Consider the following 18,525-nt stretch of genomic DNA (forward strand, 5'->3'; position numbering starts at 1 on the left):
GGGGGGGGGGGGGGGGGGGGAGGGGGGGGGGGGGGGGGGGGGGGGGGGGGGGTTTAGCGGCGGGTGAAGTAGAAGGCTACTACGCTGCCTAGGAGGGTTCCTAGGGTTGCTATTACTGTGCCGAAGAAGGCTATTAGGTCTTTGAGGCCCGTTGGTTCCAGCCAGGCCAGGGCGCTTGTTGCCAGGATTATGAGCAGCATGCAGGCGCCGAAGAGGCGCAGCAGGAACAGGGCTACCGCGCGGATGTCGTCGGCTGGCGGGCCGGTTTCTGGGGGTGCTGAGAGGCCCTTTTCGGCGTCGCGGAGTTCGTTGGGGTCATTGGAGAGGTCCCAGGGGCGGGCGAACGCCGGGTCCGGGGTTGAGCGGTTGCCATCGCTTTGGGCGTCCGGGGTCAGCAGGTCAGCCATGGCCGCGCTCCAGCTTGGCGGCGCAGGGGGTGGCGCACGCTATTTCCGTTACCAGGTTCCAGATCTTGGGGACGCACTCGCACGCCGGCGGTGTCAGACCGCGCCGCGAGGCCTCGCTGTCCTCGGAGCTGAGGTCGAGCACTTCTGCCGTGGATGGGTCCCGCTTATGGTTCGAAGCGGCCATACCAGCGATGGTCCTCGGGGCGGCCCATGACCGGCACAGTGCGTCAGCAACTGGACAACCCGGCCGGTCCGCGCGAGCAACTGGACAACCCGGCCGGTTCGCGTGAGCGACTGAACAAGCCGGGCCGGTCCGCGTCAGCAACTGGACAACCCGGGCCGGTCCGCGTTATTGACTGAACAAGCCGAGCCGGGCCGCGTCATTGACTGGACGAGCCGCGCCGCCCCCTCAGAGGTACGCCGTCAACGCAGCACCACGACTTCACGCGGACTCCCGTTCACTTCCTCGACGAGTAGCTTGGCCTTGCGCCGTTGCAGGTCGTACATCCACTTCTGCAGCGACACAGCTCGCCTGATCTGTTCGGTCACCGAGGTTCGTTCCTCCGCCGCCATCTCCTTGAGAGCGTCAACGACTTCGTCCGACAGGCTCACCGTGAGTTTGACAGTTCCCATCATTGGCCTCCGTTGGTGTTCGTGCCCACCAGTGTGCGGGTGCGAGTCCACTGATCGCCAGCCTTAATGCTGCCGCGTACCTGCCAGATGCCGTCTTTTTGCCGTCCTGGCCGTGTCTTCAGTCTTGGCTCCGAGCCGGTTGATCGCCATGCTCTGGTCTGCCATTCTTCGTCCAAGTGCCGTCTTTTTACCTGCTGAATGCCGTATCGGACATGGCTGAACCCCGTTGCGCAGGGGCACACTGGGTGGGGCAGCAGGATGCCCTCCGCTCGGCGAAGATGGCGGGATGGCTGAGTTCGTTCTGCAAACCCTCCCCGTTGATGCTGCCGATTGGCTCGAGGTTGCGCGCAAGGCCGAGGCGGCCGGCTTCGACGCCTTACTCGTAGCCGATCATCCGGGCAGTTGCGCCTCGCCGTTTGTTGCGCTTGCTGCGGCGGCCGCGGTCACCACGACCATCAAACTTGGCTCGTACGTGGCCAACGCCGGGGTGCGCGAACCGATGTTGCTGGCCGCGGATGTCGCAACGCTCGACATGATCAGCGGAGGGCGTGCGCTGCTGGGGCTGGGTGCGGGGCACACGCCGGCCGAATGGGATGCGATTGGACAGGTACGTCCGGACGTCCCCGGGCGGGTCCGGCGCTGCATCGCCGTGGCCGAAGCGACCGTCCGGCTGCTGGCGGGAAAGCGGGTTACCGTGTCGACCGCCGAGTTGACCATGTTGAACGCCGAGCTGACCGAGCCGCGGCCGGTGCAGGAGCGAGTGCCGTTGTTGATTGGCACGGCGAATTCCGAGCTGCTGCGGTGGGCCGGGGAGCACGCCGATATCGTCGGGCTTACCGGATTCGGGCGAACAAAATCCGACGGCCATCGGCATGAGGCCCGGTGGCGGCTCAGCGACATCGACGAGCAGGTGGCCAAGGTTCGAGCCGGCGCGGCCTCGAGAAAGAGCGCGTCGAGCCCGGAAATGCCCAGCGGGACAGTCACGCTGGAGGCGCTCGTGCAGCATGTGGAGATCACCGATGACCCGGACAGGGTGCTGGCCGGGTTCGGTGAGCGGCTGGGGATGAGTGCCGGGGAACTCCGCGAGGTGCCGTTCCTGTTGGTGGGTAGTCCGGATCAGATCGTTTCGGCGGTACGGCGGCATCGGGCGCGGTGGGGGATCACGCGCTTTGCCGTACGGCGGAATGGTCTTGATCTGTTGGCGCCTCTTCTGCCCGAGCTCAGATCCACTTAGGTCATTCTTCGAGCAGCTCCTCCTCCGCGCGGGCGCGGTAGTCGGCGTAGATGCGCCGGTAGCGTGCCGTGGCGCCGGCCGAGTCGCCGAGTTCGAGCAGGTCGAGGATCTCGTCGTGGCCGTCCACCCAGATCTGCCACAGATCTTCGCTCATCGCCAGTATGCGGTTGGTGCGGGCCACCACGAGGTCGACCATGGACTGCAGTTCGCGGTTGCCGCTGGCCAGGATCACGATGGTGCTGAAGTCGGCCCCCGCGGCGGCTGCGGCCAGGATGTTGCCGGTGCGCAGGCTCTCGACGAACTCCTTCTGGCGCTGGCGCATCAGGTCCAGATGGGTTCCGGTCAGGTTTTCGACGCCCCACTCGAAGCCGGCGACGGCGAGCACGCTCATCACGTCGATCAGCTCAAGGGCATTCTTCTGGGTGACCCGGGTGACGTGCCGGGTCCGGTTGGGCGCGATGTCGATCAGGCCCTCGACGGAGAGCTGAGCGATCGCCTCGCGCACGGGCGTGATGCTCACCCCCAGGCGGGTGGCAAGCTCCGCATCCTTGATCAGTGTGCCGGGCGACAACTCTCCGGTGACGATCTCATTGCGCAGCTGCCGCACCACGGCGGCCGTCCGGGTCGGCGGGACCGTGTAAGACATACCGGCAGCCTACTCACAGTCACCACGGCTCGGTGACCCGTACCCTCGTAGAGTGACGGTGATCGACCTCGATCTGCAGCCGGCGCGGCCTCCGGTGCCGCGGGCCCGGCGTACGCGGCGCTGGCGAGTATTCTTCTTGATCGCTTTGCTGCTCACGGTGGGTGCGGCGGCGCCGCCCGGGGACCCGATGGTGCAAGTCCTGGCGGCCGGCGGGACGGCCGCGGCGGGGTTCGAACTGGGTCCATCGGAGCTGTTCACCGCCACGTTCGGTCAGAATCCGCAGAACGAAGCGGGGGTACGACGCTACGACCTGTCCACCGGCGCGCAACGCTGGGCCACTCCCGTACCGCACATCGTGCAAGCTTTGACCTACGACCCGCAGGCCGGTGTGGTGCTGGCCCGGGCCGGGGACGACCCTCGGATGACGGTGCTGGATGCAAGCGACGGCACGGCCCTGTGGCACCTTTCCCGGGGCAGTACCTGGGCGTTGACGGTTACCGGCGGGCACGTGTTGCTGCGCACCGACGCGTCGGCGACCCGCAGCGTGCTGGTGCTGACCGACGCGCGAACGGGGAAACCGGTGTGGCGCCGCGACATCAACCCGCGCACTGATGTGTACGACGATGCCGCTCGCGATCGGATTGTCCTGGTCGAGCTGAGCGGGCGGGTGACGACGCTGCGGTTCACCGACGGATCCGAGCTGGGTCAGGGTGAGGTGGGCAGCTATTCCACTGTGGATGTGGCGGGGGACCGGTTGTACGTGACGACGCCGGCGATGCTAGCGGCGTACCGGATGCCGGACTTGACCCTGGTGTGGAAGGTTCCGAGCGCGTCGGCGGGGATCGTCAACGAATGTGGCCCGGTTGTTTGTGTCTCCAGCGAACTGGGGGTGAGGGGGCTCGATGCCGCCGACGGCGAGCTGCGGTGGAGTCTGCCGCAGTGGCGAGCCGCGTCCCGGCGGGTGGACGGCGCGGTGGTGGTGCAGACCTCGGACGGCGAACCGGATTTCGCCGAGATCGACCCGGCGACCGGCACAGTGCTGCGCCGGCTGGGCGAGGTGTGGAGCGACCCGCGGCTGCGGATGCGCCTCGACACCGTCATCCCCCGGCGCATCTGGGTGCAGCTTGTCGACCCGGCCGACAACAGCCCGCACACCGTCGGCGCAATCGACACCGATGCGGCGTACGGCTGCGAAGTGAGCCTGCCGTATCTCGCCTGCCCGACGGCGGCCGGACCGACCGGGGTCTTCCGCCTCCCCATCGCTTGAGTGACTGCTGCTCGGCCTCTACTTCTCCGACAGGTTCGTGACGGCCAGTGGGTGGTTGAAGGTCGGCGGGGCGTTCCACTTCTGCAGGTCCGAGCTGGTGCAGGTGGCGACCTTCACCTTGGCGGTGCCATCGGAGTGGGTGTCCGCCGGTTTGGCCGACAGGTCGGTGGGTGTGAGGCAGTAGCCGTTGCTGTCGACGATGCGGAAGCTGCTGGCCACCTCGCCGGTGTCGCCGTAGACCGTCCACTTGAGGCGTTTGCCGGCCACGTTCACGTCAGCCGAGCAAGCCGCCATTGTCACGTAGCCGGCCGGCGTTTCCGGGGTCTGCAGGCAGTAGCCGTTGGGCGTGCGCAGCAGCGTGTTGGCCGGGGTGAGCACGGTGGCGCCGTTCGCCGGCACGCTCCACGACTGGTTCACCGGCACGGTGCCGTTGGGTGACTGCTTGCAGAACCAGACGATCTCATACCCGACGTTGCTGTTCGTGTAGTCGAAGTTGGTGACGTCCAGGCAGCGGCTGAACTGCTTGTAGTTCACCAGTTGCTTGGTTTCCGCCGAGGCCATGCCCGCCCCCACACCGGCCTGCGGGCGCCACACGTTTTTGTTCGACACCGCGCCGCAGGCGCCCAGCACGAGTTCGCTGGGGGAGCCTGCGGTCTTGGCGTTGATGCAGAAGTTGTCAGTGCTGACCCCGTTGGTGGTGCCCACGAACGCCGAGCTGTCGTTGAGGCTCCACTGCTGCTTGGCCACGCGGCCCTCGCACGGCTGGAACGTCAGCGCGCCATCGGTCTTGTGCGGCATCGGGGCTTCCAGGCACATGCCGTTCGGCGCCAGGCTGTTCTCCGAACCGATGAGCTCGATGGCCAGATCCTTGGTGTAGGAGAACCGCTGGTCGCTGCCGCCGCCCTCCTTGCACAGCTGCACGGTCACCGCCGAGCTGGGCGCCGGGGACGCATCGACACCGGCGTCCATGCAGAGCGGGTTGGTGGTGGGCGAGGCCAGTTGGATGGCGCCGCCATCGATGTTCTCGTTCTTGAAGCGGAAGGTGTACGTAGCCTCGATCGTCCGCGTGTTCGCCGCGCCCTGAGCGACCGTGGGCAGCAGCGTGCTGGACAAGCCGGTGCCGGTCGACGTGATCAGCGCGGTAGAGGGCACATCCTGCAGCAGACCGTTGACGCAGTCGGCCGGTTCCGGGGTGTTGTCGGTGGCATCGGCCGGCACGGTGAAGTACTTGATCACGAAGCTGAACCGCAGATCCGGCACCGGGATGGTGCTCGAGGCGGTCAGGTCGGCCACCGAGGCCACCGCGCCGGTCAGCGGCGTCCCGGCGCAGGAGGGCAGCCGGTTCAGCGCGCCGGCCACGCTGGTGGTCGAGCCGAGCAGGGTGGTCAGCGGTACGGCCCCACGCAACTGGCCAACCGCCGCGTCGACGCCGGCCTGGGCGGCATCGAGCGCCACGGTCCGGGCGTCGACAATCCGGGTGCTGGTGATCTGGCCGAGCACCAGCGGCACCAGGCCCGCGGTCAGCGACATGGCGACCAGGGTGAGCAGCAGCGCCATCGCCATCGAACCCTCGTCACCGGTACGGCGGTTGGTGATCACTTGGGTCTCCCTTCGCTGCAACCGTTCGTGGCCGGGGTCAGGTTCGAGGTGTTCAGGGCGGTGAACGTGGTGTCGATCTGCGCGGTGCCGGACGCGACCCTGGTGGTCAGCTGGACGCGCAGGCGCTGGAAGACGGACTTGAAGTCACCGCCGGTGGTGTTCGCTCCCGCGGAGGCGTAGGGCTGGGCGCCGTACGCCTGCTTGCTGAACGGCGGGGTGGTGCTGTCCATGACGACCTGCGAGGCGACCGTCTGCCCGCGGGCGTTGGCGGCTGGCGGGCTGCCCAGCGTCCACGTGACCAGTTGCAGCACGCCGAGCCCGTCCGAACTCGGTGCGAGGCGTAGCTGGTAACAGTCGGTGGTGACCGGGCCCGCGAACTCGACGTACTGGGTGGTGCCGATCTTGCCCGGGTCGGCGATCCACGACGCATAGCGCAACTGGCGGTCGAAGCGCTGAAACGCCACGGCGAGTTCGCGCTGGGCCTCGCTCAGCGAATCGGTGACCGAGGTGGTCTTGAAGACCTGCAGCACCGCCGCGGTGAACAGCAACCCGAGCACACCCATCACGCCCATGGTCACCATCAACTCCATGAGCGTGGTGCCCTCGTCGCCGGCGGGCCGTCGCCGGAGCTTCACGACACGGTCCAGACGAACATGGCGTTGGCCAGCGTCGACCCGGTGCTCTTCACGACCAGCTTCACCGTGTACGTCCCCTTGGTGGTCGCGGTGCCGGTGATCAGGCCGGACGAGCTCATCGAGAGGCCGGTCGGCAGGCCCGTGGCGGTCCACGTGTACGCCGACGCGGTGGCCCCGCTCGCGGTGGCCTGCAGCGAGACGGTCTTGCCGGACACGGTGCTCTGATCGGCGAGCGGCGCGGTCACCCGCAGATCCGATGAGGAACTCGCGACGACGTTGCAGACGACGCTGAGCGTGGTCGTACCGCCCGCCGCGTCGGTGACCGTGACCGTGGTGATGTAGCGCGTGCCATGCGCGATGGTGCCGGTGACCTTGCCGGTGGACGGGTCCATCACCGCGCCGTCCGGCAAGTTCTGCACCTGCCACGTGTACGGCGCCAGCCCTCCGAACGCGTACGGGGTGAACGTGCCGACGTTGGTGCCGTTGGTCATCGATTGCGGGCCGGGGTCGTACAGCTGCACCGGGGTCAGCACCTGCCAGCTGAACGTGACGCTGGACGTGCGCGGGACCAGCCCGGAATCGGTAACGGTCAGGGTGACGTTCGCGGTCTTCGCGGTGGTCGGCGTGCCGGTGATCAGGCCGGTTGCCTTGTCCAGGACCAGCCCGGCCGGCAGCGTGGCCGAGGTCCACGTCATCGGCGCGAACCCGCCGGTGACCACGGGTTGCAGGTTCACGGCCGCGTTGGTCCGGCTGACCTGTTTGCCCGGGTTGGTCAGCACCGGCGAGGCGGCGACCGTCCAGGTGAACGTCGAGTCGTCGTTGCGCTTCTCCTTGTCGGTCACCTTGACTGTGACCGGGAAGGTGCCCGGCGTGGTCGGGGTGCCGGTGATCAGCCCGGTGCCCGACATCGTCAGGCCCGCCGGCAACCCGGTGACCGACCAGGTCAACGGCAACGTGCCGCCGGTCGAGATGACCTGCAGGGCGACCACATCTCCGACGTAGGTGCGCTGGGCGACCGGGTCGATGACCGTGGGCGCGGCGGTCTTGACGTCGAACACTGCGTCGGTGCCGGTGCTGATCGTGGTGCTGGCGATGTAGCTGCAGCTCGCATCCTTGCAGTTCTTGTCCGGCCAGGAGACCGCCACGACGACTTTGAAGAACGGCAGGTTGTACACCGGCGATTGGGTTGCTACGCAGTTGCCGATGGGCAGCACGCCGTTGACGACCGAGGAGACCCGGCTCTGGTAGCACTTGCCGACGTACCACTCCTGCTTGAACGTGACGCCGTTGGAGGTGGTCTCGACGGGCTCGGTGGGCAGCGGAGCGGAGGCGCCGGCATCGGAGGAGTTCGGCAGCATCGGGTCGGACGCCACCGCCATCGTCTGCAGGTAAGCGGCCACTGTGGAGGAAGCACGGGCGATCTGAGTGGCAACCGCGGTGGCGCTGCGCCCGCTGGTCAGCGACGTCGGGTCGAGGGCGCGGACCCGGTCGAGCGCGTCGTTGGCCACCTGGATGGCGACCTGGGCGGCCCGCTGCTGGTTGACGACCGAGAGCGAACGGGCCAGGAACGGCACGGCGCCGGCCATGACCGTACCGATGACCGCCATCGCCACGATGACCTCGAGAAGCGAGAAGCCATCGTCGTTGCTGGGGTTACGCCGCACGGTTCACTTCCCTCCGGGGAGGCTTCAGTCGGTGGTGACCGCCGGGGCGCCCGTGGCGAGCTGGGGCGCCACGAACGCCTTGAGCTGCAGAACAATGCTGAGATCCGACGAAGCAGCGTCGGCGGCGGCGTCTGGGGAATCGGACCAGACGGCCGAACCGATGAGCACGGCCCGCTTCTGCCCGCCGCCCTGCAGCTGCTCGAGAAAGTCGTTGAGCCCGTCGGCGGAGCCGGTCACGGTGAGCTGAATCGGCAGTTCCTTGACCCCGCTGACAACGGTGGAGGTGCTGGGCGCGCCCACAGTCACGCCGCCGACGGCGACACCAAGGTCGTTGCCCGCGGCCTGTAGCTGGCGCAGGAACGCCGGGATGCCGGAGTCGGCAGGCAGGGCATCCTGGTACGTCGCCAGCGTCGACTGCAACTGCTTGAGGTTCGCCTTTTCCTTCTTCAGCGCCACAATCCGCTTGCGCAGGGTCGACGCCTGCGACACCGCCGAGTCGGTCTGCGAGCGCAGTTCACTGGCTTCCGCGTACTGCGGGTTGATCAAAAGGAACCAGGTCGCCACGCACATGACCGCGATGGCCACCACGCCGGCGATGATCCACAGCCGGTCGGCGCGCAACCCGCCCATCACTTGCCTCCCTGCGACTCGCACTTGTCGCCGAAGCGGCCGCACAGCGCGGCAGAGGTGACATCGACGTTGAGACTGAAGGACACGCCGCCTCCATCCGTGGCGTTCACCGCTGTCACGTACGGGGTGGCGAGGTTGGACTGTTTGCTCAGCGTGTCCGCGTAGGCGGCCACGGCTTCCTTGTCGGGGCCGGTGCCGGTGATCACGATGCTGCCCACGGTGGCGGCGGTGCTGGTGCTCGGCAGCGAGTTGTCGGTGTTGGCCGGGGCGCTCGCATCGGCCAGCGTGGCGTTGACGCCGTCGAGTGTGAGCCCGGCGCCGGCCGCTGTGCCGCTGAGCGTGCGGTACAGCGCCGCCCAGTCCAGGTCGTTCTGCATGACCGCCTTGAGCTGCTTGGACAGCGTCTCGGTGTCGGTCTGCACGTCCACGACGTCCTTGTACTCACGCTGGCTGCGCTGCAGGTCGGTGACCTCGGTGGTGGCCGTGGTCAGCTCGGCGTCGGCGTCGCGCTTCTCCTGGTTGGCGAAGAAGAACCAGGCGCCCAGCAGGCAGGCCACCAAGGCCACGACGATGATCACCCAGCCGCGGGTCCGCCGGGCCCGCCGCGCGCCGATGACCTCCTCGGGCAGCAGGCTGGCCGAGATGGTGATCAGCCGGGTCACGCGCTGCGGGGTGCTCGCCGGGTCGACCGGCATCAGGGTGGTGGCCATCAGGCTGCCGCTCCCAGGGTCAGGCCGATCGACACGGCGGCCGACGGGACGAAACTGTCGAAGCCGCGCTCGCGGGCCTTGCGGGTGTCGCGCAGGCGGCCGGCGCTGTCGGCGTACATGACCGACACGCCGAGCTGCTGCTGCACGTGCTCGGCGAGTCCGGGCATGAGCGCGGAACCGCCGCACAGCGCCACCCGGGTGACCTGCTTCTGGCGCTCGCCCGAGGCGAGGTAGGTGAAGGAGCTGCGCAACTCGTTGACCAGCGGCCGGATCGCGTCGGCGGCAGCCGCTGCGGTGTCCGGGTGGCCGTCGCCGTGCAGGCCGTACCGGCACTTGAGCGCCTCGGCTTCGGGCAGCGTGATGCCCAACCGGGTGGCGATGCTCTCGGTGATCTCCTTGCCGCCGCGCGGCACGGTTCGCACGATCAGCGGCTCGCCGTCGGCGTGCACCACCACGCTGGTGACCTCGGCGCCGATGTCCACAATGGCCTCGACCTGGGCGTCGAGCCGGGAGGCGGCGCGCAGCAGGGCGAACGAGGCGAGGTCGACGTTCACCACATGCAGGCCGGCCTTCTCGACCGCCTGGACCAGGTCCATCACCGCGTCCTTGGGCATGGCGATCAGCAGCCCGCGCACTGTCGGGTTGGTGCCGGGCTCCTCCAGCGGGCGGAAGTCCAGCAGCGAGCGCTCCACGGCCAGCGGCAGCATGTCCTTGACCTGGAACGGCAGCGACTTGCGCATCTCCTTGGGCGGCAGGTTGGACACCGACATCTCGCGGACCACCAACTGCGGGTTGGTCACGCCGAGCATCACGTGCTTGGTGCCGAACTTGCAGGCCGCCCAGAGCTGCTTGAGCGCTGAGGTGAGCGCAACCGGGTCGGTGAGAATGCCGCCCTGCACGGTGCCCGGGGGCAGCGGGACCTGACCGAAGTTGGTCAGCGAGTACTCGTCCTTCGCGCGGCGTACTTCGACAGCGCGGATGGACGACGAGCCGATGTCCAGCCCGATCGGATTGACGCCAGCCATCGGTTCTCCCTCCGAGTTGAGTGTGGGTCAGGCGGGGATGAGCAGATTCGTGTACCAGTCGGCGATGGGGGCCGCGGCGAAGACCGCCACGAACGCACCGGCGAGCATGTAGGGCCCGAACGGGATGCGGCTCTTGCGCCGGGCCACGCGCAGGGCCATCAGCACGGAGCCGGCGAAACCGCCGAGCAGGAAAGCGGCGAACAGGCCGACGGCGACCGCACTCCAGCCGAGCCAGCCAAGGTAGAGACCGAGCAGGGGGGCCAGCTTGATGTCGCCGCCGCCCATCCCGAAAAAGCCAATGAGCTGGAACAGCAGCCACATCACGCCGGCCGCGAGCAGGGCGCGGGCCGCGGTGTTCCAGCCGTCCGTGGCGATCATCGCGGGTACGAGCAGCAGCAGCGCCACGCTGTAGGACGGCAGCACGATCTGGTCGGGCAGGCGATAGACGTCAAGGTCGATCACGGCAAGAGCAATGGCAACCGCGGCGAGATAGAGGTACGCCGGCAGCTCCCACGACCAACCGAACTTGGCCGCCACAGCCACGAAGAGCGCCGCCGTACCAGCTTCGACGAGGGGATAGCGCGCGCCGATCGGGGCCTGGCAATCGGCACACTTACCGCGCAGCAGCAGCCAGCCAAGCACCGGGATGTTGTGCCGGTTGCGTACCTCGTTGCCGCAGTTCGGGCAGTGCGAGCCGGGCCGCACGAGCGATTCGCCGCGCGGCACCCGGTGGATCACCACGTTGAGAAACGAACCCACCGCGAGCCCGAGCAGGCCGACGATGCCGAGCAGCAGGGGCTGCGGCATGACGGGTCCTCCTCGGTCTCGCGGTCGGGTTTTCGGCAATCAGCCGGCGATGCAGGCGGCCATCGTGGTGGCGGCCGACGCCTTGACCGAGCCACCGTTCTGGCTGTTGTACTGGTAGTACTTGTTCTTCGTGCCACCGGAGTTGTTGGCACAGATGACGTAGTACGTGCTGTTGTTCTTCAGCTGCAGCGTGGTGCCGTCGGAGATGGTGATCGTGCCGGCGGTGCCCCCGGTGCCGGTCGCGGGGAGCACGATTTTGCCGCCGGTGCCGGTGGTGGCCGCGACGTCGCCCGGGTACGCGTTGCCGTTGTTGGTGTAGTACTGCTCGACCGCGCTGATTGCGCCACGCACGTCGGACTGGGCCGACTTGTCGGCCGCGCCCTCGCGGTAGTTCAGGTACACCGGGACGGCGATGGCGACCAGGACACCGATGATGACCACGACGACGAGGAGCTCGATGAGCGTGAAGCCCTCGTCGCCCTTCTTGGCGCGCAGCCGGTTGATGATCTCCTGCATTGGGGGTGCCTCCGTTGGGCGTCAGGGTGAAGCGGGGATGGGTCGTCCGGGCTCGGGCGCCCGACGTCTCTTACGTGCTCCGGAGCGCTAGTTGCTCTGGATGTTCTGGTAGATGGTGAACATCGGTAGGTACAGGCAGATCACCATTCCGCCGACCACGGCTCCCATGACGAGGACCATGATCGGTTCGATCGAGGCGGTCAGGGACTCGGCGGCGCTGTCGACTTCCCTGTCGTAGAAATCGGCAACTTTGTCGAGCATCTGACTGATCTGACCGCTTTCTTCGCCCACTTCGATCATCTGCGTGACCATCTCGGGGAAGATCTTGTGCAGCCGCATGGCCGAGGACATGGTCTGCCCGTCGCGCACGGCGGACTGCACGTCGCGCATGGCGATGTTGATGACCTCGTTGCCAGTGGTCTCCCCGACCACGGCGAGCGCTTGCATGACCGGCACGCCGACGTTGAGCAGCAGGCCCAGGTTGCGCGAGAAGCGGGCCATGGCGAGCTTGCGGAAGAGCGAGCCGAACACCGGCGCCCGCAGCTTGAGCTTGTCGACGGCCAGCCGGAACTCCGCGCTCGCGCGTTGCTGGCGCTTGTAGAGCACCGAGCCGGTGATGCCGATGATCAGGAACAGCGGCCCGATCCACCACATGTTGTGGCTGGTGTCGACGAGGAACTGGGTGATGCCGGGCAGCTCGCCGCCGAGGTTCTTGAACATGTTCTCGAACACCGGGACGATGAAGATCAGCACCGCGGCGATCAGCACGAACGTGAAGCCCAGCACGATCGCGGGATAGGTGAGCGCGCCCTTGATCTTGCCGCGCAGCGCGGTGTCCTTCTCCAGGCTCGCCGCGATCTGCTCCAGCGCTCGGTCGATCATACCGCCGGTCTCACCGGCGCGGATCATGGCGACCATCAGCCGGGGGAAGACCTTGTCGTGCTTGGTCATGGCCGCCGAGAGCGAGTGACCGCCGGCGACGTCGGTGCGGACCTCGCCGACCGCCTTCTTCAGCGAGACGGCGGTGGTCTGCTCCTCGAGGATTGCCAACGAGCGCAGCAGCGACATGCCGGACGCGGTCATCGTGGCGAACTGGCGGGAGAACACCGCCAGGTCCTTGAGCTTGGTCCGGCCGGCGAGCCCGGGGATCTTGAGCTCGCGGTTGAGGCCCTGACCGGCCAGCGTCAACTCCAGCGGCACCTCGCCGCGCCCGCGCAGCAGATGCGTGGCAGCGGTTTCGTTCGCCGCTTCGACAGTGCCTTTGATCTTGCGGCCGGTCGCGTCGATGCTGTTGTACGAGTACGTCTTGGTCGCCGGCATGTCACACCCGTCCGATCAGCCGCTTGAGTTCCTCGGCGGAATGGCAGATCTCCAGGGCGGAGTGCATGCTGACCAAGCCCTCGCGCACCCGTTCGGCCAGGTGCTGGTCGAACGAGAGCATGCCGTCGTTGCCGCCGGCCTGCATGAACGAGGGGATCTGGTGCGACTTGCCCTCGCGGATCAGGCTCCGGATGGCCGGGGTGGCGGTGAGGATCTCGCACACCACCGCGCGGCCCTTGCCGTCGGCGCGCGGCGCGAGGGCCTGCGTGACGACGCCCTGCAGGCTCGCCGCGAGCTGCGCGCGGATCTGCAGCTGCTGGTGCGGCGGGAAGATGTCGATGACGCGGTCGATGGTCTGCGTGGCGCTCTGCGTGTGCAGGGTGGCCAGCACCAGGTGACCGGTTTCCGCGGCGGTCAGCGCGGTCGCGGTGGTCTCCAGGTCGCGCAGCTCGCCGACCAGGATGACGTCGGGGTCCTGGCGCAGGGCGTGCTTGAGGGCCTGCGCGAACGTCTCGGTGTCCGAGCCGACCTCGCGCTGGTTGACCACGCTGCGCTTGTGCGGGTGCAGGAACTCGATCGGGTCCTCGATGGTGATGATGTGTGCCGCCCGGCTGCGGTTCGCCAGGTCCAGCACCGAGGCCAGGGTGGTGGTCTTGCCCGAACCGGTCGGGCCGGTCACCAGCACCAGCCCGCGGGGCAGGTGCGCGAAGCGGGCCACCGAGTCGGGCATGCCCAGCTCGTCCAGGGGCTTGATCTTGTGTGGGATGGCCCGGAACACCGCGCCGCACGAGTTGCGCTGGATGTAGAGGTTGCCACGGAAGCGCGAGACGCCGATGATGCTGTGCGCGAAGTCCAGCTCCTGCTCAGCCTGGAACGTCTCCCACTGCGCCGGGGTGACGGCGGCGCGGGCCAGCAGGGCGGTGTCGGCGGAGTTGAGCTTGCCGTAGCCGGGCAGGGCCCGCAGGCTGCCGTCAACCCGGATCATGGGCGGGGAGCCGACGGTCAGGTGCAGGTCCGAGCCGCCGGCCTCGACCAGCGAGACCAGCATGTGATCGAGCACGGCCAGGTCGCCCGAGGCCGGCCCGGTGGCCGCCTGGTGCGGTACTTCCTGTTCGAGGGTGTACATCCGTGGCCCCGGCAATCTCGTGACTTCCTCTGACGCCACCCTCATTCGGCACGGTCCCGGGTGGCTTTAGGACCTCTTCCGGCGGATCTGAGCGCCGGGACAATCGGTGCGGTAACCTGCGGCGCCCGGCTCAAATGGCCACCCGGGAGACCTCGCGGACCGAGGTCAGACCCCCGGCCGCCTTGGCCAGACCATCCGCGCGCAGGTCGTACATCCCCTGCTCGACCGCCGTGGCACGGATCTCGTTGGACGAGGCGCGGCGGATGGTCAGCGACTCGATCTCCGCGGAGACCGGCATGACCTCATGCAGCGCGATCCGGCCCCGGAAACCCGTGTTGGCGCAGTTGCGGCAGCCCACCGGCCGGTACAGCGCCTCCGGAATCTTGAGATCCTGATACGGCCAGTGCGCCGCCTCAAGCTCCTCCTCGGTCGGTGCGTACGCCTCCTTGCACCAGTCGCACAGCCGGCGCGCGAGCCGCTGGGCCAGTACGCAGTCCAGCGACGAACCGACCAGGAATGGCTCGATGCCCATCTCTGTGAGCCGGGTGATCGCTCCCGGGGCGTCGTTGGTGTGCAGCGTGGAAAGCACGAGGTGACCGGTGAGCGACGCCTCGACCGCGATCTGGGCGGTGTTGCCGTCACGGATCTCACCGATCAGCACGACATCGGGGTCCGAGCGCAGAATGGCCGGGAGCACGGCGGCGAAGGTCAATCCGGCCTTCGCGTTCACCTGCACCTGGTTGACGCCCCGCAAGCGGTACTCGACCGGGTCCTCCACCGTGATCACGTTGATCTCGGGCTTGCTGATCCGGCCCAGGGTGGCGTACAGCGTGGTGGATTTGCCGGAACCGGTGGGACCGGTCACCAGGACCATGCCGTGCGGCTTGGTGAACGAGGCCGCGAAGCGGTCGAGGTTGTGCTGGGTGAAGCCCAGCTTGGTCATCTCCAGGTCGATGCCGCCGGTGTCCAGGACCCGCAGGACGATCTTCTCGCCCCACACCGTCGGCAGCGTCGCGGTCCGCAGGTCGACAGTGCGGTCGCGGATGAGGGCGGTGATGCGCCCGTTCTGCGGCACCCGCTTCTCGGTGATGTCGACGCCCGACATGATCTTCAGGCGGGAGGTCAGCGCGGCCATGACGCCGCGCGGCACGGTGTCGAGCTCGTGCAGCACGCCGTCGATGCGGTAGCGCACCCGCATGTCGTCCTCGGTCGGCTCGAGGTGCAGGTCGGAGGCGCGGTTCTGGACGGCCTGCTCGATGAGGTTGTTGACGTAGCGCACGATCGGCGCGTCGTCGGCGGAGTTGGCCTGCGCGGCCATGCCCGCGGCGTCGTCCAGCGAGGTGTCGACGATGTCGCCGAGGTCGCTGTCCTCGCGCTGCAGGCGTTCGATGATCCGGCGGACCTCGCTGCGGGCCACCACCACCGGCCGTACGGTCATGCCGGTGGCCGCGCGCACGTCGTCGAGCGCCACTACGTCGCCGGGGTCGGTCACGCCGACTACGAGCTCACCGTCGTTGATCGCCAGGCCCAGCACCCGGTGGCGCAGCACGACGGGCAACGGGATGCGCTTGAGGGCGACCGGGTCCGGGTTGAAGCCGACCAGGTCGAGGGTGTTGATGCCGAACGCGGCGGCGGCGGCGGAGGTGAGCTGCTCCTCGGTGACCACTTGGTCATTGATCAGGACCGCGCGTACCGACCGGCCGCTGCGCTGCGCCTCCTCGGCGGCAGCATCCACCGCACGAGCGTCGACGCCGATCTGCTTCAGCGCGTCGAGCAGCGGGCGGAAGGTCTGGTCCATGGCATCCTCGCGAAACGACACTTTCGGGGTACGCCTGTCCCATCGGACACTTCTGCCCGGATCTGAGGCTCGCGTTACGTACGGCGAAAAGTGCGGCGGTAGGCACTGGGTGCGACACCGACCGACTGCTGGAAATGCTGGCGCAGGGCGGTGGCGCTGCCCAGACCCGAGCGCTGGGCCACCACGTCCACGCCCAGATCGGTGGACTCCAGCAGCAGCCGGGCGTGCGCGACGCGCTGCTGCACCAGCCACTTCTGCGGGCTCAGGCCCGTCTCGTCGCGGAACCGCCGGGTGAAGGTGCGCACGCTCATCCGGGCATGACCGGCCAGGTCCTCCAGGCTGACCGGCGCGGCGAGGCGGTCGAGGGCCCACGTCCGGGTCGCCTGGGTGCCCGCGCCGTCGGTGTCCGGGACGGGCCGCTCGATGTACTGCGCTTGCCCACCGTCGCGGAACGGGGGAACCACGCAGCGCCGCGCAGCCATGTTGGCGATCGCGCTGCCGTGATCCTTGCGGACGACGTGCAGGCACAGGTCCACCCCGGCGCCCACTCCGGCCGAGGTCAGCACGCTGCCGTTGTCGACGAACAGCACGTCGAAGTCCCAGTTCACCGCCGGATAGAGCCGGCGCAGGCGGGCCGCGTGGGCCCAGTGGCTGGCTGCGGGCAGGCCATCGAGCAGGCCGGCGTCGGCTAGTACTGCTGCGCCCGTACAGATGCTCATGATCCTTGCTCCGCGGGCGTGCGCGGCCCGCAGGGCCTTACGGACCTGCGGCTCGCGGCGGCCCTCGATGATGGCCGTGCCGGGCACGAGCACCGTGTCGGCGCAGGTCAGCGGGGTGAGGTCGTGGTCGGGCAGCACCTGGTAGCCGCCGCGCGACGGCCGGATCGGGCGGCGGTCGATCCCGCAGGTGGTGACCGAGTACAGCGGGGTGCCACCGGGCGTGCGAGCCGCGCCGAACACCTGGGGAGGAACGCCGAGATCGAACCCGACCACGCCGTCGAGGGCCAGCAGCGCCACGGAATGCGTCATGGCCCGATTCTTGCGCATCATGGCCTCCGGGCCACTCGTCCGTCCGGTCCGGGCTTCGCAGAATGATCCGGTGACTACTCGACGTCTTCATCCGGCCTGGCTCGTGGCCGCCGTTGCCTTCACCGCCCTGATCGGCGCGGCTGGCTTCCGGGCCACGCCCTCGGTCATGCTCCAGCCGCTGCACGACGAGTTCGGCTGGCCGCGCGGCGTCATCGCCGCCGCCGTGTCGGTCAACCTGCTGCTCTACGGCCTGACCGCGCCGTTTGCCGCGGCGCTGATGGAGAAGCTGGGCATGCGCTGGGTGGTGGCCGCCGCCCTGCTGCTGGTCTCGCTCGGCAGCGGGCTGACGGTGTTCATGCACGCCAGTTGGCAACTGATCCTGTGCTGGGGCGTCCTCGTCGGGCTCGGCACCGGCTCGATGGCGCTGGGCTTCGTGGCGATCGTGACCAACCGCTGGTTCGCCAAGCGCCGCGGCCTGATCACCGGGGTGCTCACTGCGGCGGGCGCCACCGGTCAGCTGATCTTTCTGCCGCTGCTTGCCACGCTGACCGGCGACCACGGCTGGCGGACCGCGGCGCTGGTGGTGTCGGCGGCGGCGCTGGCCGTGGTGCCGCTGGTCTGGTGGCGGCTGCGGGACCGCCCGGCCGACCTCAAGGTCACCGCGTATGGCGGCGAGGTCGAGATCCCGGCCGTGTCGCCGGGCGGGGCGGTGCGCAATGCCCTCGCGGCGCTGCGGCAGGCGGCCCGGACCCGGGCGTTCTGGCTGCTGGCGGGCGGGTTCGCGATCTGCGGCGCGACCACCAACGGGCTGGTCGGCACGCACTTCATCCCGGCCGCTCACGACCACGGCATGGGCGAGACCACGGCGGCGAGCCTACTGGCCCTGGTCGGCGTGTTCGACATCGTGGGCACAATCGTGTCCGGTTGGCTTACCGACCGCGTCGACAGCCGGTTGCTTCTCGGCACGTACTACGGTTTGCGCGGTTTGTCGCTGCTCGTGCTCCCGTCGCTGTTCGCTGCGACAGCGCATCCGAGCATGGTCGTTTTCATTCTCTTCTACGGTCTGGACTGGGTGGCGACGGTGCCGCCGACGGTGGCGTTGTGCCGCGAATATTTCGGTACGAGCGGAGCAGTCGTGTTCGGCTGGGTGTTTGCGTCCCACCAGTTCGGCGCGGCCATCGCGGCCAGCGCGGCCGGCCTGGTGCGCGACCGGCTCGGCGACTACGACATGGCTTGGTACGGCGCCGGGGCGCTGGCCGTGCTGGCCTCGTTGCTGTCGCTGATGCTGCTGGCCGGTCGCCGGCTGCAGCACGAGGGTCCGGCCGGGCCGGGGATCGGCTTGGCCTTCCCCGCACCCACCGGTCGCTGAACCGGCCTCTCCGGCTTCAAGACAAATCCAGCCTTTGCGGCTTGTGTATACGTCTCGTCCTTGACCTGGTCCGGTGCGGGGGTGCCGACCGTTATCACCTGTTCGATATGT

General features: G+C 68.4%; 18 protein-coding genes. 3 read left to right on the forward strand and 15 right to left on the reverse strand.

Annotation, left to right across the window (positions count from 1 at the left end; genetic code table 11):
• Positions 1-53 precede the first annotated feature (53 nt).
• Both TFC3_RS05550 and TFC3_RS05555 read right to left on the reverse strand, forming a co-directional pair.
• Positions 54-407, reverse strand: coding sequence for a hypothetical protein (locus TFC3_RS05550; RefSeq protein ID WP_067496474.1), 354 nt, complete (start codon positions 405-407; stop codon positions 54-56).
• 423 nt (positions 408-830) lie between these two features.
• The gene (locus TFC3_RS05555; RefSeq protein WP_161952538.1) at positions 831-1,040 is read right to left on the reverse strand and encodes a ribbon-helix-helix protein, CopG family; all 210 of its coding nucleotides are present in this window, start codon (positions 1,038-1,040) and stop codon (positions 831-833) included.
• Between the two features lie 286 nt (positions 1,041-1,326).
• Here TFC3_RS05555 and TFC3_RS05560 point away from each other — a divergent pair, with 286 nt between their 5' ends.
• Positions 1,327-2,274 (forward strand): LLM class flavin-dependent oxidoreductase, encoded by a 948-nt coding sequence (locus TFC3_RS05560; protein ID WP_067496480.1) that lies wholly within the window; start codon positions 1,327-1,329, stop codon positions 2,272-2,274.
• A gap of 1 nt (position 2,275) precedes the next feature.
• On the opposite strand, the gene TFC3_RS05565 is transcribed toward TFC3_RS05560, so the two are convergent.
• Positions 2,276-2,920, reverse strand: coding sequence for a GntR family transcriptional regulator (locus tag TFC3_RS05565; RefSeq protein ID WP_067496483.1), 645 nt, complete (start codon positions 2,918-2,920; stop codon positions 2,276-2,278).
• Between the two features lie 52 nt (positions 2,921-2,972).
• Between TFC3_RS05565 and TFC3_RS05570 the strand changes: the two genes are divergently transcribed.
• On the forward strand, positions 2,973-4,187 hold the full coding sequence (locus tag TFC3_RS05570) for a PQQ-binding-like beta-propeller repeat protein (protein WP_067496486.1): 1,215 nt from the start codon (positions 2,973-2,975) through the stop codon (positions 4,185-4,187).
• 18 nt (positions 4,188-4,205) lie between these two features.
• On the opposite strand, the gene TFC3_RS05575 is transcribed toward TFC3_RS05570, so the two are convergent.
• From TFC3_RS05575 to TFC3_RS05630, 12 genes are all read right to left on the reverse strand, one after another.
• A complete protein-coding gene (locus TFC3_RS05575; protein ID WP_067496488.1) occupies positions 4,206-5,786 on the reverse strand; it encodes a hypothetical protein in 1,581 nt (526 codons plus the stop codon).
• Complete coding sequence (locus TFC3_RS05580) at positions 5,783-6,421, reverse strand: hypothetical protein (RefSeq protein ID WP_067496491.1); 639 nt, start codon at positions 6,419-6,421, stop codon at positions 5,783-5,785. The genes TFC3_RS05575 and TFC3_RS05580 overlap by 4 nt, the downstream gene beginning before the upstream one ends.
• Positions 6,418-8,085 carry a putative Ig domain-containing protein gene (locus tag TFC3_RS05585; RefSeq protein ID WP_067496494.1) on the reverse strand — a complete coding sequence of 556 codons (1,668 nt, stop codon included), beginning with the start codon at positions 8,083-8,085 and terminating at the stop codon, positions 6,418-6,420. The genes TFC3_RS05580 and TFC3_RS05585 overlap by 4 nt, the downstream gene beginning before the upstream one ends.
• 24 nt (positions 8,086-8,109) lie before the next feature.
• The gene (pilO, locus tag TFC3_RS05590; protein ID WP_067496497.1) at positions 8,110-8,715 is read right to left on the reverse strand and encodes a type 4a pilus biogenesis protein PilO; all 606 of its coding nucleotides are present in this window, start codon (positions 8,713-8,715) and stop codon (positions 8,110-8,112) included.
• Positions 8,715-9,425: a PilN domain-containing protein gene (locus TFC3_RS05595; protein ID WP_067496500.1), complete on the reverse strand. Its 711-nt coding sequence runs from the start codon at positions 9,423-9,425 to the stop codon at positions 8,715-8,717. The genes pilO and TFC3_RS05595 overlap by 1 nt, the downstream gene beginning before the upstream one ends.
• The gene (gene pilM / locus TFC3_RS05600; RefSeq protein WP_067496504.1) at positions 9,425-10,450 is read right to left on the reverse strand and encodes a type IV pilus assembly protein PilM; all 1,026 of its coding nucleotides are present in this window, start codon (positions 10,448-10,450) and stop codon (positions 9,425-9,427) included. The genes TFC3_RS05595 and pilM overlap by 1 nt, the downstream gene beginning before the upstream one ends.
• Before the next feature lie 27 nt (positions 10,451-10,477).
• A complete protein-coding gene (locus TFC3_RS05605) occupies positions 10,478-11,257 on the reverse strand; it encodes an A24 family peptidase (RefSeq protein WP_067496507.1) in 780 nt (259 codons plus the stop codon).
• A 39-nt stretch (positions 11,258-11,296) separates the two neighbouring features.
• On the reverse strand, positions 11,297-11,773 hold the full coding sequence (locus TFC3_RS05610) for a type II secretion system protein (protein WP_067496511.1): 477 nt from the start codon (positions 11,771-11,773) through the stop codon (positions 11,297-11,299).
• 87 nt (positions 11,774-11,860) lie between these two features.
• Positions 11,861-13,093, reverse strand: coding sequence for a type II secretion system F family protein (locus TFC3_RS05615; protein WP_067496514.1), 1,233 nt, complete (start codon positions 13,091-13,093; stop codon positions 11,861-11,863).
• Between the two features lies 1 nt (position 13,094).
• Complete coding sequence (locus TFC3_RS05620) at positions 13,095-14,219, reverse strand: type IV pilus twitching motility protein PilT (RefSeq protein ID WP_067496517.1); 1,125 nt, start codon at positions 14,217-14,219, stop codon at positions 13,095-13,097.
• A gap of 130 nt (positions 14,220-14,349) precedes the next feature.
• On the reverse strand, positions 14,350-16,017 hold the full coding sequence (locus TFC3_RS05625; RefSeq protein WP_067496520.1) for a GspE/PulE family protein: 1,668 nt from the start codon (positions 16,015-16,017) through the stop codon (positions 14,350-14,352).
• A 74-nt stretch (positions 16,018-16,091) separates the two neighbouring features.
• Positions 16,092-17,045: a GlxA family transcriptional regulator gene (locus TFC3_RS05630; protein ID WP_067496522.1), complete on the reverse strand. Its 954-nt coding sequence runs from the start codon at positions 17,043-17,045 to the stop codon at positions 16,092-16,094.
• A 19-nt stretch (positions 17,046-17,064) separates the two neighbouring features.
• On the opposite strand from TFC3_RS05630, the gene TFC3_RS05635 reads away from it, so the two are divergent.
• Positions 17,065-18,414, forward strand: coding sequence for an MFS transporter (locus TFC3_RS05635; RefSeq protein ID WP_173745362.1), 1,350 nt, complete (start codon positions 17,065-17,067; stop codon positions 18,412-18,414).
• The last annotated feature ends 111 nt before the right edge of the window (positions 18,415-18,525 follow it).

The organism is Actinoplanes sp. TFC3, from assembly GCF_001553785.1.
Lineage (GTDB): Bacteria > Actinomycetota > Actinomycetes > Mycobacteriales > Micromonosporaceae > Actinoplanes.

Coding starts and splice junctions, on each gene's coding strand:
- TFC3_RS05610 (WP_067496511.1), bottom strand. CDS start 11,773: ATGCAGGAGATCATCAACCGGCTGCGCGCCAAGAAGGGCGACGAGGGC.
- pilM (WP_067496504.1), bottom strand. CDS start 10,450: ATGGCTGGCGTCAATCCGATCGGGCTGGACATCGGCTCGTCGTCCATC.
- TFC3_RS05625 (WP_067496520.1), bottom strand. CDS start 16,017: ATGGACCAGACCTTCCGCCCGCTGCTCGACGCGCTGAAGCAGATCGGC.
- TFC3_RS05565 (WP_067496483.1), bottom strand. CDS start 2,920: ATGTCTTACACGGTCCCGCCGACCCGGACGGCCGCCGTGGTGCGGCAG.
- TFC3_RS05620 (WP_067496517.1), bottom strand. CDS start 14,219: ATGTACACCCTCGAACAGGAAGTACCGCACCAGGCGGCCACCGGGCCG.
- TFC3_RS05560 (WP_067496480.1), top strand. CDS start 1,327: ATGGCTGAGTTCGTTCTGCAAACCCTCCCCGTTGATGCTGCCGATTGG.
- TFC3_RS05550 (WP_067496474.1), bottom strand. CDS start 407: ATGGCTGACCTGCTGACCCCGGACGCCCAAAGCGATGGCAACCGCTCA.
- TFC3_RS05555 (WP_161952538.1), bottom strand. CDS start 1,040: ATGGGAACTGTCAAACTCACGGTGAGCCTGTCGGACGAAGTCGTTGAC.
- TFC3_RS05605 (WP_067496507.1), bottom strand. CDS start 11,257: ATGCCGCAGCCCCTGCTGCTCGGCATCGTCGGCCTGCTCGGGCTCGCG.
- TFC3_RS05635 (WP_173745362.1), top strand. CDS start 17,065: ATGGCCTCCGGGCCACTCGTCCGTCCGGTCCGGGCTTCGCAGAATGAT.
- TFC3_RS05595 (WP_067496500.1), bottom strand. CDS start 9,425: ATGGCCACCACCCTGATGCCGGTCGACCCGGCGAGCACCCCGCAGCGC.
- TFC3_RS05615 (WP_067496514.1), bottom strand. CDS start 13,093: ATGCCGGCGACCAAGACGTACTCGTACAACAGCATCGACGCGACCGGC.
- TFC3_RS05630 (WP_067496522.1), bottom strand. CDS start 17,045: ATGACGCATTCCGTGGCGCTGCTGGCCCTCGACGGCGTGGTCGGGTTC.
- pilO (WP_067496497.1), bottom strand. CDS start 8,715: ATGGGCGGGTTGCGCGCCGACCGGCTGTGGATCATCGCCGGCGTGGTG.